The sequence below is a fragment of the Aeromonas sp. 600948 genome (genome assembly GCF_049174875.1).
Taxonomy (GTDB): Bacteria; Pseudomonadota; Gammaproteobacteria; order Enterobacterales; family Aeromonadaceae; genus Aeromonas; species Aeromonas veronii_A.
In genome coordinates, this window is the sequence record NZ_JAAKTY010000024.1 from 58175 (window position 1) to 71704 (window position 13530).

Genomic DNA, 13530 nt, shown 5'->3' on the forward strand with positions numbered 1-13530 from the left:
TGCTTGCCAACCACCCAAAAACGTCCAACAACAACCAAGATAAGGAAATCACCATGCCAAGAACCACCAAGCTTGCCACCCTGCTCGGTTTGCTGCTGTCGGCCCATGTCGTGGCCGATGAGCGCGAACAAGCCTATTTCAAACAAACCTATCAGGAGCACTACGAGCAGATGACGGCGCGTCTCGCCGCGCTGCACCAGAGTGCGGCTGACGAGCAGAACGTGATCATCAAGGATGGCAAGCGCCACCTTGCCATCAACGGCCTGCTCTACCCGCTGACGGCGGATAACCACATCCTGTTTGATCTGCCCAAACCCCACTTTTTCGACGAAACAGCCATTCGTAACGTCTTTGATTTCTTCGATGAGGAGTGGGAGCTGACCTGGTACGACGGTGGGGTCGTAGCAGTCAACAAACGCTTTGGCAACTATGACTACGGCAACGGCTGTCTGCTGGAGTACTTCCCCCACGGCCAGATCCAGAATGGCGAACGCACCCGGGTGGTGATGGAGACCAGCTCCTGCAGCGTCAACTCGTTTGCCACCTCGCTGCAATATCTGGACAAAGGCGAGGAGCTGGCGGCCGACCAGCTGGGGCTGGACGCCAGCCTGATCACGGCGGTCGAGCGCTATCAGGATCGGCTCTATGTCAGCCAGAACGGCAATCCGGGCCATGTGGCCATTATCGATATCCCGAGCCGCCAGCAGATTGGCGAGATCCGCGGCACCGAAACCGGCAGTGCCACGGCCTACAACCAGGTCAGCGAACTGTTTGTCCGCAACAACCTGCTCTACGTGGTCTCGCGCTACTCGCACCGGGTCGATATCTTCGATCTGGCCGACGAGCATCGCCATGTCACCACCCTGGGAACCGGTCGGGATTCCGGCAGCAACAGCCTGCACCGCGCCCAGGCCGTCTTTGCCAATCAGGATTACGTGCTGGTGGCCGATGCGCTGAGCGAGATCAAGGTCTACCGCCAGCAGGATGTGACGCCGGAGAACAGCCTCAAGACCCCCATCGCCGGTCGGCTCGCCTTTGAAGGAAAATACAGCCACCGTCTGGTGCAACTCCATCAGGTGGGTGACTATCTCCTGGCCCATACAGCCGGCAAAAACTACTACATCTATGACTTGCGCAAACTGGCTGATGCCATCGCCAGCAACACACTGCTGGCGCCTGAGCAGGTGATCGCCGACAGCAATCTGCATAAAATCGACATGGATGGCGATCGGCTGGTGGTGAACTTCAAGGACCGTATCGAGTGGCATGATGCCGATACCCTGATCGCCAACGACTTTCAGTTCAAGAACCCGACCTTTACTGTCCGGGAGATCAACCAGCAGCCCGTGGCGGCGCTGAAAGATCTCCAGCTGGCGGGCTCGGCGCTTGTCACCGCCAACGAGCGCGGCCTGGGTTTCAACCAGCTGCTGAGCAAGGAGATCAGCTTCACGGCCGACGAGCAGTTGCCGGCTCGCCCGCTGATCTTCGATCAGCTGATGCCGACCGCAGTCAGCTACATACTGCGCAATGACGAACCCTACGAGGTGCTGATCGATCGCGCCCAGCGTTCGGTCAACATCAATTCGCTGGTCAAGACCGAGCTGCTTGATAACGACACGGTGCGCATCACCAACTATGCCGCCAGAGAGCTGCATGACATCAATATCGAGTCACGCCTGAACGGTATCAACAAGTGGCTGATCTTGGGCCAGCTCGATCGCCTGCCCGCCTATGCCCAAATCACCCTGCCATTGAGCGCCTTTGGCGAGCAGGGACGCTTCAACAGCGCCAGCCGCGACGGAGTGTTTGATCTCAACAACCTGCTCGACAACAGCATCAATCTGCCAGCCCAGTTCGAGCACAGGTTCAGCTCCAACTCGGATCCGTTTGCCCAGAAGCTGGCACGCCTCAAGCCAAGCTGGAACGTGCGCTTCGCCACCAACACCAGCGGCTCCTGGCGCCCCATCAATGCCCTCTACGCCCGCGAGTGGCTGATCATCGCCACCAACCTGGCCTACATGGTCTCGACCGAGGAGTTCAAACACGTCTGGTACAACTTCAAGGCGGTGAACGGCTACGAGATGTTCGGCAATGGCGGCAACAGCTATGTGCCGAACGGGATCTTTACCGCAGCCGATTATGACTACTACTACCACAGCCTGATGAAGCGCCCCTACCTCAACCTGGGGATCACCGCCATGGGGGGCGGGCTGGGGAGTGGTGGCATCACCGGGGTCGATACCTTTAACTTTGTCAGCCACTACTACGGCAGTTGGGGCATCATTGCCCACGAATTTGGCCACGGCTTCGATGGGAAGTCCTACAGCCATGAGAGCGCGTTTGCCCGTGGCAGCCACGGCTGGCATCCGCTGATGACGGGCATGGCCAACTACCATATCCGCAAGGGCGACCTGCCCTATCTGGACGATGATCTCAACGGCTTCCACAAGCCGGAAAACGACATCTATCGCTACAACTCGGTCAGCCAGGGGGCTCGCAAGCACCGCGCTGACAGCCACATGTACTATACCGACCACTACTTCATGCAATTCTCCACCATGCCGCAAGGCTGGGTAGCCAACGGCAGCGACTTCAGTGTTGGGCAGCTGGCGGCCCTGAACAATCAGGAGCGACTTCTGATGGGCTGGATCCCCAAGGAGTCGGAGAAAGGCAATCTCTGCCGGTTCACCTTCCAGGATGGCGAGCAGTACTACGGGTACGTCGAACAGCGGGCTGAGGGTCTGCTCTGCGATGCCGGCTCCCTGATCCGCTATCGTCAGCCCGATGGCCAGTTTGTGCCGCTGGTCTCGGCCATCAACCAGTTTGACTGGCTGTCACTCCACCACAAGGGCAAGCTGGATCAGCCAGTGCTGCACCAGAATGGTCGCCAGCTCTGCTACAAGAATGTGGCGGGCTTTTACGGTATCGGCTTCGTCAATGACAACAACCAGTGCACCCAGCTGCCCAACGTCTATCAGACCAATGGCAAACACTGGCTGACCAGCTCTGGCTGGACCGGTCTGATCTACCTGAGCGGGGACTTCATCCTGCCCACGACCGGTAGCAGCAGTGACTTCACCGTCACCGATCTGGCGTCCGAATATCTCATCGTCAACGGCGCGCTCGACTTCAGCCTGACGCTGACCACCGCCAACCCGGTGACCGTCACCGCGACCCTGTTGCAGGATGGCAATCCGGTCGCCACCGGCAGCGCCCTGATCGATGGTCAGGGTTCCCTGCAGCTGGCACAGTCTGGCCTAGCGGCTGGCAGTTACGAGCTGTTGCTGGCGGGCATGGCTGAGGGGAGCAAACAGGGCTTCGAGCGCCGCTTCACCCTGGCATTGGTGGAACAGGCACCGGGTGGTGACAGTGACGGTGGTAACGGCAGCTACCCGACCTATGTTGCGGGCACCGCTTATCAGAGTGGCGAACGGGTCAGCAATGCCGGTGGCGACTACGAGTGCAAACCCTGGCCCTACAGCGGCTGGTGTGGCGGCTCGACCGGCCACTATGCACCGGGTACCGGCAGCCACTGGAGCGATGCCTGGATCAAGCTGTAATCATCCGCTCGTGACCAAAAGAGAGCCATAACGACAGAGGGGGAGCCATCGGCTCCCCCTCTCGTTTATCTCTTCAACCCGGCTTAACGGGCATCTTCCTTCAGCCACTGCGCCACGCGCTTGGCGAAGTAGGTGAGGATGCCATCGGCCCCGGCCCGCTTGAAGCAGAGTAGAGACTCCATGATGGTCTCCTTCTCTTTCAGCCAGCCGTTCTGGATCGCCGCCATGTGCATGGCGTACTCGCCGCTGACCTGATAGGCGAAAGTCGGCACGCCGAACTGATCCTTCACCTGACGAACCACGTCCAGATAGGGCATGCCCGGCTTGACCATCACGCTGTCGGCCCCTTCCTGAATATCCAGCGCCACTTCGTGCAGGGCTTCGTTACTGTTGGCCGGATCCATCTGATAGGTGGCCTTGTTGCTCTTGCCGAGGTTGCCGGCAGAGCCAACCGCATCGCGGAATGGGCCGTAGTAGCAGGAAGCGTACTTGGCGGAGTAGGCCATGATCTGGGTGTTGATGAAGCCATTCTCTTCCAGCGCAGCGCGGATGGCGCCGATGCGGCCATCCATCATGTCGGACGGCGCGACTATATCGACCCCGGCTTCGGCGTGGGAGAGCGCCTGCTTGATCAGGATCTCGGTGGTGATGTCGTTCAGCACATAGCCTTCGTCATCGATGATGCCGTCCTGACCGTGGGTGGTGAACGGATCGAGCGCCACGTCGGTGATCACCCCGAGCTCCGGGAAGCGAGCCTTGAGGGCGCGCACGGTGCGCTGGGCCAGCCCGTTCGGGTTGTAGGCCTCTTCCGCCATCAGGCTCTTGCTCTCCAGCGGAGTGACCGGGAACAGGGCGATGGCAGGCACGCCCAGCTCCACCAGCTCGGCGGCTTCCTCCAGCAGCAGATCGATGGAGAGACGCTCCACCCCCGGCATGGAGGGAACGGCTTCCCGGCGGTTCTCCCCCTCCAGCACGAACACCGGATAGATGAGATCGTTGACGGTCAGTACGTTCTCGCGCACCAGACGACGGCTGAAATCATGTTTGCGCAGACGGCGCAGGCGGCGGCCCGGAAAGGCGCCCGGAAGAGTTGTAGCCATGAATCACTCCTGGAGAGGAAGTTGGAAGAACGCGGCGGAGGTGGCCCGGGTATGGGCCAGCAAGGCCTCGGGCGCTTCACCACGACAGGCCGCCACCACCTGGGCGATGTGCGGCAAAAAAGCGGGTTCGTTGCGTTTCGGGCGCGGTTTCAGATCTCGCGGCACCAGATAGGGGGCATCGGTCTCGATCATCAGCCGACCGGCCGGAATACGCGCTACCTGTTCGCGCAGCAGCTGACCACGGCGCTCATCGCAGAGCCAGCCGGTCACCCCGATATGCAGCCCCAGCGCCAGACACTCGTCCAGCTCCTCGTCGGAACCGGTGAAGCAGTGCAGCACGGCTCCCGGTAGTTTCGGCAGCCAGGGACGGAGGATCTCGATAAAACGGGCGTGGGCATCGCGGCAGTGGAGAAACACCGGCATCCGGAGCTCAGCAGCCAGTGCCAGCTGGGCGTCGAATACCGCATCCTGCACCGGGCGGGGGGAGAAGTCGCGGTTGTAGTCGAGACCGCACTCGCCAATAGCCACCACCTGCGGCAAGGCTGCCAGCTCGCGCAAGGCGGGCAGGGTCGCCTCATCGACACTCTTGGCATCGTGAGGGTGTACCCCGGCGGTGGAGAAGCAGTAGCCCGGCCAGCGGGCGGCCAACTCGGCGCTCTCGCGGCTGCCAGCCAGATCGGTACCGGTGAGGATAAGCGCTTCCACCCCGGCGGCACGGGCACGGGCCACCAGCTCAGCCTGCTCGCCGGCGAACTGGCTGCTGGTCAGGTTTAAACCGATATCGATCATGGGATGAGACGTTCCGAACAAAAGGAATACATATCAGGTATTTGAAAACCATCTACCGAATGGGGTCTTACCATACGCCTCGAACGGGAGCATGAAAAGAGGAAGGGAGCCTCAGCTCCCCTCGTTCTGCTATTCCTGCGGACGTCGTCATCCTCTCGCCGTCCGGCAAACAGGTGACGAACAGAGCCTCAGCTCTCCACATCCGGTTGTTCCTGTTGCTCTTCATCCTCTTTCTTCACGTAGAAGCGGGCGAAGAACAGACCTATCTCCCACAGCGCCCACATCGGGATGGCGAGCAGGGTCTGGGAGAAGACATCAGGCGGCGTCAGCAGCATGCCGACCACAAACACCCCGACAACGACGTAGGGACGTTTCTCCTTCAGGTTTTGCGGTGTGGTCACGCCGGTCCAGCAGAGCAGTATGGTGGCCACCGGAATTTCGAACGCCACCCCGAATGCGAAGAACAGGGTCAGTACGAAGTCCAGATAGCTGGCGATGTCGGTCGCCACCGTCACCCCGGCGGGTGCGGTACTGGTGAAAAAACCGAACACCAGCGGGAACACCACGTAGTAGGCGAACGCCATACCCGCATAGAACAGCAGGGCACTGGAGACCACCAGCGGCATGATCAGCCGCCGCTCATGCTGGTACAGACCGGGGGCGATAAAGGCCCAGGCCTGATAGAGCAGATAGGGGATCGCCACGAAGAAGGAGACCACCAGGGTCAGCTTGATCGGCGTCAGGAAGGGGGTCGCCACATCCGTCGCGATCATGCTGGTCCCTTCCGGCAGCTGGCTGAGCAGCGGCTGGGCCACGAAGTCGTAGATGTTGTTGGAGAAGTAGATCAGCGCCAGAAACACCACGAGGATGGCGGTAATGGAGCGCAGCAAGCGGGTTCTCAGCTCAACCAGATGGCTGATCAGGGGTTGTTCGGCCTGACTCATGACTTCACCTCCCCTTTTACTGCGGAGTCGCTGACCGGCACCAGCTCGCTCTCCCGCTGGCTGTTGACCGGCGGCACGTCGTGGCTCAGCTGCACCGCAGGCTCAACCGGCGTGGCAGGCTCAGCCTGGGCGACCGGCTCGGGGCGCGGCGGACGGATCTCGTTCTCCACCTGATAGGGGCGATTGACCGACTGGGCCGCCGCTTTGAGCTGTTCGATGGACTCCTGCAGCTCGGGGCTCAGGTTGCTCATCTGCAACTGTTCGGCCTTCTTGAGGTCGTTATGCAGCTCTTGCAACTTGAGCTCCTGCTCCAGCTCGGACTTGACCGAGTTCGCGGTCGAACGAATGAGGCGGATCCAGTGGGTAGCCGTGCGGATGGCAACCGGCAGCCGCTCGGGCCCCAGTACCACCAGTGCTACCACACCGATAACGACCAGCTCCCAAAAACCGATATCGAACATGGCTTAGGCCTGGTCTTTGTCTTTCTGCTTGGCGGTCTCACTGCTCTGAGTGGCCGCTTCGTTCAGCTGTTTCGGGGGAAACTCGGCATCTTTCTGCTCGGCCTTGGCATCAGCCGGCTCGTCGGAGAGGGCTTTCTTGAACCCTTTGACCGCCGCGCCCAGATCACCGCCAATGCCGCGCAGTTTCTTGGTACCGAACAGCAGCACGACGATGACTGCAATGATCAACAATTGCCAAATACTGATACCACCCATGATTTTCTCTCCAGAACAGGCGCCTGACGGCGCGGTTGTTGATTAATGGGAACGGGTTCGCAACCAGCCGACCAGCCAGCAGAGGGCTGCACCGGCGAGACTGGCTTGTCCCCACTCAATGTGTTGTTTTTGGGTCAGCAAGAATACACCCGCCAATAGCAGGCTGGCTCCAACCCCTAAGAGGTAGCGGGCCTGCCCCTGCCGACGGCTGTGACGGCGGAACTCGGCAAACATCTGGTCGAAATGACGCTGCTGATGACGGGTCTGACGCAGGGTCTCATAGACCAGCTCCGGCAGCTCCGGCAGCTTCTCCGCCCAGAATGGCGCCTTCTCCTTGATAGCGTTCAATACCGACTTGGGCCCGACCTGTTCGTGCATCCAGTTTTCGAGGAACGGCTTGGCGGTCTGCCACAAATCGAGTTGCGGGTAGAGCTGACGCCCCAACCCTTCCACATAGAGCAGGGTCTTTTGCAGTAGCACCAGCTGCGGCTGCACCGTCATATGGAAGCGGCGCGCGGTGTTGAACAGGTTGAGCAGCACGTGACCGAACGAAATTTCGGAGAGCGGCTTCTCGAAGATGGGCTCCAGCACGGTGCGGATGGCGAACTCGAACTCATCCACCTTGGTGTCTGCCGGTACCCAGCCCGACTCCACATGCAGCTCCGCCACCCGACGATAGTCACGGTTGAAGAAGGCGAGGAAGTTCTCCGCCAGATAGCGTTTATCTTCCCGATTGAGGGTACCGACGATGCCGCAGTCGATGCCGATCCAGAGCGGGTTTTCCGGATGTTCGTAAGAGACGAAGATGTTGCCCGGGTGCATGTCGGCGTGGAAGAAGCTGTCGCGGAACACCTGGGTGAAGAAGACCTCGACCCCGCGCTCGGCCAGCAGCTTCATATTAGTGCCGTTGGCTTCCAGCGCCGGTATATCGGAGACCGGAATACCGTAGATGCGCTCCATCACCAGCACCTGCTCGCGGCAGAGGTCGGTAATGATTTCAGGCACATAGAGCGCCTCGGAGCCGGTGAAATTGCGGCGTAGCTGGATGGCATTGGCCGCTTCACGCATCAGATTCAGCTCGTCGAGGATGGTCTTGCGATACTCCTCCACCACCTCGATGGGGCGCAGTCGCGCGCTCTGGGGCACGAAGCGGGCCACCAGACGGGCCAGCGCCTGCATCAACCGCAGGTCAGCCTCGATGACCGGCTCGATGTCGGGACGGATCACCTTGATGACGATCTCGCGGCCACTCTCCTTCAGGCGGGCGGTATGCACCTGCGCGATGGAGGCCGACGCCAGAGGCGTCTCGTCGAAGTCGTCAAACAGGGTTTCGATGGGACAACCCAGGCTCAGCTCGATCTGCTGGCGCGCCGCCTGACCACAGAAGGGGGGCACCCTGTCCTGCAGCAGGGCCAGCTCTTCGGCGATATCCGGCGGCAACAGGTCGCGGCGGGTCGAGAGCATCTGGCCAAACTTGATGAAGATGGGGCCGAGAGCCTCGAAAGCGAGGCGGATGCGGGCACCGCGGCTGAGATCCGGTTGTTTGTTCTTGAGCCAGAACAGGGAGCGACGGGCCAGACGACCCGGCCAGGGTTGATAGCGGGCGGGCACCAGTTCGTCGATGCCCTGCTCCAGCAGGATGGTGATGATGCGATAGAGGCGTTTGAACTCCTTCGGGGTCATCAGGTCACCTGCTGTTCGAAGCGGGCCAGCCGCAGTTCGACGGCCTTGAGCTGCTGGGCCAGCACCTCGACGTCATCGTTGAAACTCGCCACTTCCAGCGGGCTGGGGGCGAGGCGGGCCTCTTCGGTCAGATATTCCGCCAGCTGGCTGCGGGTGCGGCACAGCTCGCGGCCGAAAAGACGACGCGCCTGACGGGCACCGCTGAACAGGGTGTGGGCAACGACATCGCCGGTATAGCGCGACAGCTCCTCTTCCCAGTCGATATCCAGCTCGCCCAGCAGCACGCTGAATGCCTGTACCAGCTGGGGATCACCGCTCAGATCCAGCTTCTCCTCGCGGATATAGCGGGTCAGGGCGGAAGGGTCTTTCAGCAGACCGAGGGCGGTCAGGGAGAGACTGAGCACCGCATCGGCCTCCCCTTCATGCTGGGCCAGCACATCCAGCCGACGCTCGGAGAAGACAAACCAGAGCGGCTTGAGTTCACGCAGCTCCAGCTTGAGCACCTTGCCCACCAGTTTGCGCAGCCGCTCCGGGCTCTGTTTGTCCAGCGCCAGCAACTGGTTGAGGCTGGTTTCGATCACCGCGGTGACCATGGCATCCATCGGCATAGGCAACCTTAAAACTTGTAACCGCGGTGCAGGGCGACCACACCCTGAGTCAGATTGAAGTACTCCACCTGTTCGAAACCGACATTTTCCATCATGCCAGCCAAGGTCTGCTGATCCGGGTGCATGCGGATGGACTCTGCCAGATATTTGTAGCTTTCACTGTCGTTCGCGACAATTTCGCCCATTTTCGGCAGCAATTTGAAGGAGTAGAGATCATAGAGCTTGGCGATCACTTCGCTGACAGGCTTGGAGAACTCCAGCACCAGCAGACGGCCACCCGGCTTGAGCACCCGGAACATGGAGGCGAGCGCCTTGTCCTTGTCGGTGACGTTGCGCAGGCCGAAGCCAATGGTGATGACGTCGAAGTGGTTATCCGGGAAGGGGAGCGCCTCGGCATTGGCCTGCACGTAGGAGACGTTGTTGGCGACCCCCAGATTGCGTAGCTTGTCGCGGCCCACTTTCAGCATGGAGTCGTTGATATCCGCCAGCACCACCTGACCGGTCTCGCCGACGATGCGGGAAAACTTGGCGGTCAAGTCACCGGTACCACCGGCCAGATCCAGCACCTTCTGGCCCTTGCGCACACCGGAACAGTCGATAGTGAAGCGCTTCCACAGGCGGTGGATGCCGAACGACATCAGATCGTTCATCAGATCATACTTGGCTGCCACCGAATGGAAGACACCTGCTACCAGAGTTTCCTTCTCGGTCGCGGCCACGGTTTTAAAGCCAAAATGCGTTGTCGTTGCTTGTTCTGACATCCCTTAAACACCCATAGAGCAAAGAATGGCCGCCAGTTTACCAGAGCCACTGGCGTCCGGACACCTTAAACCCGGCTCGCAACCAACTGCATGCCCAGCACCACCATGGCCAGACAGAGGAAGAGATTGAGACCGATATTGAGCAGCGCTTTCAGATAGGCCCCATGTTGAGCCAGCACTACCGTATCGAGGGCAAAGGAAGAGAAAGTAGTCAGGGCACCGAGGATCCCCACCATCAGCAGCGGCTTCATCGGGTGTTCTACCACATGACCATGACTGATGAGGGCGAACGCCACCCCCATGATGAAAGAGCCCACCACGTTGACCACCAGAGTCCCGTAAGGAAAGTGGCGCCCCAGCAGCAAGGCCATCAGTTCGGAAATCCCAAAACGAAGGCAGGCGCCGATGGCGCCCCCTGCAGCAACATAGAACCAGGTTTGCATGGTGTCACTCCCTCAGGGTTAGGCCGCCATTATGTCGCAATGGCGGCCCTTGTGCCCAGAGGCGGAACTAATCGTCATCCAGCCTGATTGAAATCTCAGCGGCGAAAATCGATGGGCTCGGGCTGACCCAACACGATTTCGGTCTGGGCCGGGCGGGTCTGGGCAATCACCTTGCCGTGGCGGATCGAGTAACGCACCGGCACCTGACGGCGCACCGCATCGAAGCCGTTCTCGGCGGGCAGGACCAACAGGTTGGCCGGTTTGCCCACCTCGATACCATAGCGATCCTGCACATTCAGGGTGCGGGCACTGTGGCTGCTGATCAGCTTCAGACCGTCGTTGATCTGCTCGTAACCCATGATCTGGCAGACATGCAGCCCCATGTGTAGCACCTGCAACATGTTGGCGGTGCCCATGGGATACCAGGGATCGAACACGTCGTCGTGACCGAAACAGACGTTGATGTTCGCCTCCAGCATCTCCTTCACCCGAGTAATGCCGCGGCGTTTGGGATAGGTATCGAACCGCCCCTGCAGGTGAATGTTCACCAGCGGATTGGCCACGAAGTTGATGTCTGCCATCTTGAGCAACCGGAACAGGCGGGAAGCATAGGCGCCGTTGTAAGAGTGCATGGCGGTGGTGTGGCTGGCAGTGACCCGGTGGCCGATATCCCGCTCGTAGGCCAAGGTCGCCAGCGTCTCGATGAAACGGGACTGCTCGTCATCGATCTCGTCGCAGTGCACATCGACCAGAACCTGATACTTCTCGGCAAGATCGAAGATGTAGTGCAGACTTTCGACACCATATTCCCGGGTGAACTCGAAATGGGGAATAGCACCGATCACGTCGGCCCCCAGCTTGAGCGCCTCCTCCAGCAGTGCCTTGCCATTCGGGTAGGAGAGGATCCCCTCCTGCGGGAAGGCAACGATCTGCAGCTCGACCCACTCCTTCATCTCCTCCCGCACTTCCAGCATCGCCTTGAGCGCGACCAGATTGGGATCGGAGACATCGACGTGAGTACGGACAAACTGGATGCCGTTGGCGATCTGCCACTTTAGCGTCTGGATGGCACGCTGTTTCACATCCTCATGGGTCAGCAGCGCCTTGCGCTCGGCCCAGCGCTCGATCCCCTCGAACAGGGTGCCGGAGAGGTTCCAGCTCGGCTCACCCGCCGTCTGGGTGGTATCGAGGTGAATGTGGGGTTCGATAAAGGGGGCAATCGCCAGACCCCCCTCCCCGTCCAGCACCCGACCGGCGACGGCATGTTCGTCATGGGGTTCGATGGCGGTGATGACCCCATCCTGACAGCGGATCTGCCAAAACCCTTCCCGATCGGCCAAACGAATATGTTGAATCAGCATTTGTTAGCTTCCTGTACCAGAACCGGCCGCTGGGTGAGGCGAACCAGAATGAAATAGGTGAAGGCGGCGCCCAATACCGCGTTGAGTGGCACTATGCCCGGCAGCCACTTGCCGACAGCCACCCCGACTGCCGTGGCGACCAGCGCCTGCCAGCGCACCGTCTCGAACTGCTGATCGGCAAATTGACGGTAACGCTCACGATTGAGCAGGAAATCCATGATGATAATGCCACCGATCGGCGGAATTGCCGTACTCAAAAAGGCCAGCCAGCCGACAAAATTGTTGTAAAGCCAGAGGGCGCAAGCCGTACCGATAAGGCCGTTGATCACGCTGAGCGGCTTGCTCTTGAGGCCGGTAATGTTGGCAAAACCGAGGCCGGAGGCATAGAGCGCGTTGTCGTTGGTGGTCCAGATATTGAGGCCCAGCACCAGAATGGCGGGGATCAGCAGTCCCTGCATCAGCATCACTTCCGAGATATCGGCCTGACCGGTCACCGCCGCACCGGCTGCGCCGAAGACGAACATTAGCGTGTTGCCCAAAAAAAACGCCACCATGGTAATCATGACGGCGCCCCAGGGTTTGCGACCAAATCGGACAAAGTCGGCGGTCAGAGTTCCTGCACTGATAAAGGAACCGACCACCATGGTCAGCGCCGTGGTGAACTCGATAGGATTGCTTGGTTGCACCTGCTGCAACGCAGCCATGCCACCGGTCGAGGTCACCGCCAGCCAGACCGAGTAGCCGCCAAGCAGTGCAATGGCCGGTACGGCCACAAAGCTCAGCACCATCAGGGCGGAGATGCCGAAGTAGACGGTCACCGTCATCAAAATGCCCGAAATGGCGATCAGCCAGTTCACATCTATGCCGGTCGCCTTCTGCACCGGCAGGGCAAACATCGCCACGCCAACGCCAAACCAGCCGACCTGAGTACCGCCGAGCAGCAGGGATGGCAGCCAGGAACCTTTCACCCCAAAGGAGTAACGAGCCAGCAGATGGGTAGAGAGGCCGGTTGAGGCACCGATATAACCGAGACAAGCGGTGTAGATACCCAGCAGCAAGTTGCCGATCAGTACCGCCTTGATGAAGTCATCGAATACCAGCCCGGTACCAAGCGCACCACCGGTCCACATGCTGGCAGAGAAGAAGGTCAGGCCGAGCATCACCAGCATCAGCGACAGCACACCTTTGCGCCCTTTGGCGGGTACCGCCCCCAAACAGTATTCGTTATCCTGCGCCATGATCTTTCTCCACGTAATAGGCAAAACGCGCCGGATTTTACATGTAAAACGTTTTACGTCAATCAATCATGGTTAAATATCTGGATAAAACCATCAATAACAGTCAAATGAGTAACCCATCGAGTCTCAAATCAGCAGATAAACAGTGTCGACTGCAAGCAGAGGGGGTTGCTGGAATAGGAAATGTAAGGGGATATAACAAAAATGACAGATGCAAAAAAGCCTCCCTTTTCAGGGAGGCTTTCTATTTAATGGTGCTGATACCCAGAATCGAACTGGGGACCTCATCCTTACCAAGGATGCGCTCTACCGACTGAGCCATATCAG

At 59.8% G+C, this 13530-nt stretch carries 12 protein-coding genes; 1 reads left to right on the top strand and 11 read right to left on the bottom strand.

The genetic code is table 11. From position 1 onward, the window contains the following. Positions 1-53: 53 nt before the first annotated feature. Positions 54-3560, top strand: coding sequence for a hypothetical protein (locus tag G5182_RS17415; RefSeq protein ID WP_227341665.1), 3507 nt, complete (start codon positions 54-56; stop codon positions 3558-3560). A gap of 83 nt (positions 3561-3643) precedes the next feature. Here G5182_RS17415 and hemB read toward each other — a convergent pair whose 3' ends face one another. The 11 genes from hemB to codB all read right to left on the bottom strand — a co-directional run bounded on the left by hemB (position 3644) and on the right by codB (position 13203). Continuing rightward, positions 3644-4660, bottom strand: coding sequence for a porphobilinogen synthase (gene hemB / locus G5182_RS17420; RefSeq protein ID WP_005357271.1), 1017 nt, complete (start codon positions 4658-4660; stop codon positions 3644-3646). A gap of 3 nt (positions 4661-4663) precedes the next feature. Then, positions 4664-5449: a TatD family hydrolase gene (locus G5182_RS17425; RefSeq protein WP_227341666.1), complete on the bottom strand. Its 786-nt coding sequence runs from the start codon at positions 5447-5449 to the stop codon at positions 4664-4666. 188 nt (positions 5450-5637) lie between these two features. Next, the gene (gene tatC / locus G5182_RS17430; protein ID WP_005342401.1) at positions 5638-6393 is read right to left on the bottom strand and encodes a twin-arginine translocase subunit TatC; all 756 of its coding nucleotides are present in this window, start codon (positions 6391-6393) and stop codon (positions 5638-5640) included. Beyond that, positions 6390-6854 (bottom strand): Sec-independent protein translocase protein TatB, encoded by a 465-nt coding sequence (gene tatB / locus G5182_RS17435; protein WP_110304509.1) that lies wholly within the window; start codon positions 6852-6854, stop codon positions 6390-6392. Before tatB ends, tatC begins: the two co-directional genes overlap by 4 nt. Positions 6855-6857: 3 nt before the next feature. Beyond that, positions 6858-7109, bottom strand: coding sequence for a Sec-independent protein translocase subunit TatA (gene tatA / locus G5182_RS17440; protein WP_005339385.1), 252 nt, complete (start codon positions 7107-7109; stop codon positions 6858-6860). Positions 7110-7151: 42 nt separating this feature from the next. Beyond that, positions 7152-8792, bottom strand: coding sequence for a ubiquinone biosynthesis regulatory protein kinase UbiB (gene ubiB / locus G5182_RS17445; RefSeq protein ID WP_005339383.1), 1641 nt, complete (start codon positions 8790-8792; stop codon positions 7152-7154). Then, positions 8792-9400, bottom strand: coding sequence for a ubiquinone biosynthesis accessory factor UbiJ (locus tag G5182_RS17450; RefSeq protein ID WP_227341667.1), 609 nt, complete (start codon positions 9398-9400; stop codon positions 8792-8794). Before G5182_RS17450 ends, ubiB begins: the two co-directional genes overlap by 1 nt. 8 nt (positions 9401-9408) lie before the next feature. Beyond that, entirely contained in the window at positions 9409-10161 is a 753-nt protein-coding gene (gene ubiE / locus G5182_RS17455; RefSeq protein ID WP_005342396.1) for a bifunctional demethylmenaquinone methyltransferase/2-methoxy-6-polyprenyl-1,4-benzoquinol methylase UbiE, read from the bottom strand. A 65-nt stretch (positions 10162-10226) separates the two neighbouring features. Then, positions 10227-10604, bottom strand: a complete 378-nt coding sequence (crcB, locus tag G5182_RS17460) for a fluoride efflux transporter CrcB (protein ID WP_421254575.1) — start codon at positions 10602-10604, stop codon at positions 10227-10229. A 95-nt stretch (positions 10605-10699) separates the two neighbouring features. Then, positions 10700-11965, bottom strand: a complete 1266-nt coding sequence (locus G5182_RS17465) for a cytosine deaminase (RefSeq protein ID WP_227341668.1) — start codon at positions 11963-11965, stop codon at positions 10700-10702. Next, positions 11959-13203, bottom strand: coding sequence for a cytosine permease (gene codB, locus G5182_RS17470; RefSeq protein ID WP_005342374.1), 1245 nt, complete (start codon positions 13201-13203; stop codon positions 11959-11961). Before codB ends, G5182_RS17465 begins: the two co-directional genes overlap by 7 nt. Positions 13204-13530 lie beyond the last annotated feature (327 nt).

What these genes read in the sequence shown, in the direction of transcription:
- G5182_RS17415 (WP_227341665.1), top strand. Translation starts at nt 54, where the DNA reads ATGCCAAGAACCACCAAGCTTGCCACCCTGCTCGGTTTGCTGCTGTCG.
- hemB (WP_005357271.1), bottom strand. Translation starts at nt 4,660, where the DNA reads ATGGCTACAACTCTTCCGGGCGCCTTTCCGGGCCGCCGCCTGCGCCGT.
- G5182_RS17425 (WP_227341666.1), bottom strand. Translation starts at nt 5,449, where the DNA reads ATGATCGATATCGGTTTAAACCTGACCAGCAGCCAGTTCGCCGGCGAG.
- tatC (WP_005342401.1), bottom strand. Translation starts at nt 6,393, where the DNA reads ATGAGTCAGGCCGAACAACCCCTGATCAGCCATCTGGTTGAGCTGAGA.
- tatB (WP_110304509.1), bottom strand. Translation starts at nt 6,854, where the DNA reads ATGTTCGATATCGGTTTTTGGGAGCTGGTCGTTATCGGTGTGGTAGCA.
- tatA (WP_005339385.1), bottom strand. Translation starts at nt 7,109, where the DNA reads ATGGGTGGTATCAGTATTTGGCAATTGTTGATCATTGCAGTCATCGTC.
- ubiB (WP_005339383.1), bottom strand. Translation starts at nt 8,792, where the DNA reads ATGACCCCGAAGGAGTTCAAACGCCTCTATCGCATCATCACCATCCTG.
- G5182_RS17450 (WP_227341667.1), bottom strand. Translation starts at nt 9,400, where the DNA reads ATGCCGATGGATGCCATGGTCACCGCGGTGATCGAAACCAGCCTCAAC.
- ubiE (WP_005342396.1), bottom strand. Translation starts at nt 10,161, where the DNA reads ATGTCAGAACAAGCAACGACAACGCATTTTGGCTTTAAAACCGTGGCC.
- crcB (WP_421254575.1), bottom strand. Translation starts at nt 10,604, where the DNA reads ATGCAAACCTGGTTCTATGTTGCTGCAGGGGGCGCCATCGGCGCCTGC.
- G5182_RS17465 (WP_227341668.1), bottom strand. Translation starts at nt 11,965, where the DNA reads ATGCTGATTCAACATATTCGTTTGGCCGATCGGGAAGGGTTTTGGCAG.
- codB (WP_005342374.1), bottom strand. Translation starts at nt 13,203, where the DNA reads ATGGCGCAGGATAACGAATACTGTTTGGGGGCGGTACCCGCCAAAGGG.